Origin of the sequence: Pseudomonas fuscovaginae SE-1, assembly GCF_000364705.1 — a bacterium.
In the GTDB taxonomy this organism is placed as follows: Bacteria; Pseudomonadota; Gammaproteobacteria; order Pseudomonadales; family Pseudomonadaceae; genus Aquipseudomonas; species Aquipseudomonas fuscovaginae_A.
In genome coordinates this window covers 1-1,635 of the sequence record NZ_AQOH01000198.1, presented here as the reverse complement: position 1 = coordinate 1,635, position 1,635 = coordinate 1, and the positions used below count along the sequence as shown (strand labels likewise).

1 pseudogene is annotated in these 1,635 nt (G+C 57.4%); it reads right to left on the bottom strand.

From position 1 onward, the window contains the following. Positions 1 to 1,635: pseudogene (locus K675_RS30960) on the bottom strand (hemagglutinin repeat-containing protein); the annotation flags it as partial.

Sequence of the window (1,635 nt, the reverse complement as noted above, 5' to 3'; positions counted from 1 at the left end):
AGATAATCCGAGCTCATGAACTGCTTGAGGTCGGTCAACACCGGATTGGTTTCGATCAGGTACTTGTGGGGAGAGGAGCGGCCAGAGGTATCCGGCAACCCGACGACCCGGTTGGCGCCCGTCCCTGGGATCGGAGCAATCGAGTCGGCTGGATTCGAAAGCGGAGCCGTAACATTGACCGCGCTGCCACTGACATTGGCGTCTGTCCCCTGACGGGTCATCTGCTCGAACTGCGCCTTGCCCTGGGTAGCATCAGCAAGCAGGAGTGACCGCCCCTGAGCGTTATCCGTTGCCTGTTGGCGCTGAATATCGGAACCGATGTTTGAGTCTTGTGTCGTAGGGCGGGCATGACCGGCCTGTGGAGCGCTACCACCCTGCCCATTCAAACGGAACAGACCATTCTGCCCGGTAGGCAGGCTGAAGCCCGGCAAGGCCAGCGGGTTGACCTGCTGCTGGGCCAGGTCAGGGGACAGTTGAGGGCTCAGCCTGATAACTACAGGCGCACCGGTACCACTGACCCGGGTTTCCTGAACCTGGTTTGACCCGGTGCTGATCGCGTAGTCCTGGTGGATGGCGCTGTTTTCCAGTTTCTGGGTAGCGGCGATCGAGACTTTACCGCCCGCCTGGATCACCGCACTGCGACCCGTACCAGCACCGTCCTTGGAGACTTCGACATCACTGGTCAGTGAGTACTGCTGCAACTGACCTGGCAAGGCTACGAGGTTGTTACGGTCGTATGCCGACTGAGGAATATTTCCGTAGCTATAACCCGAAAGCGTGTTCTTCACAGGTGTGCCAGTGACTGCATCTCGCAACGAAACGGAATAGATGATCCCGCCATCGTGTCCACCTTCACGCCCAGTTGTAGATTTGGGTATAGCCAGGCTCAACCCCCCTGAGCCGTTGACATAGTAGACATATGGGAAGTTGGGGTTATTGCGCTGGTTGTAGCCAACAACCCAGGACATCGAACGATTGGCCGTACCATCGGTAATTTCGTATGTCCGATAAACACGCGTACGCTCGATCGTGCCGCCCACGGCCCCGACGTTCTTCAGGTCATTTGCCTGAATATCGATATTGCCACCCGCACTGATCGTGCTTTTGCTGTTGAGGAAACTGCTACCCTTGAAGGTGAAGTCTCCTCCGGCCGTCAACGTGGCAGAAGCACTGGTGTCGGTATCACGCCCCTCGAAAACCTCTCGCGCGACGTAGTTGAGATCGTAGTGATCACCCGAGCAGTCCAGGCACTGAACAGCGATGGCGCCCGAAACCAGCGTACGGCCCATGCTGAAGCTTTCCGTACGGTTCTCGAAGGTGGCCGCGTTAACTGTAAATTTTCCCGCGCTCTCCAATCCACCCGAGATATTGCTGACCTGGGTGGCTTGGGTTGCGCCGCCATACCCACCGATGCTGACCGCTCCGAGGGAATACAGTTGCGCCGTGTGATTGGTGAAGCTGTTGACCTGCAGGTTACTGTCACCCGCACTGAAGATCAGGCCATTTTCGTTCAACAGACTGGGAGTACTGAGGCGCAACACAGCGTTGCTGCCCAAGGTTCCATAGTTGTTGATGGCTGCTGCAGTAACATCCAACCCGGCGGCTGACGTGATTCGACCCGAGTTGCCCAGTGTG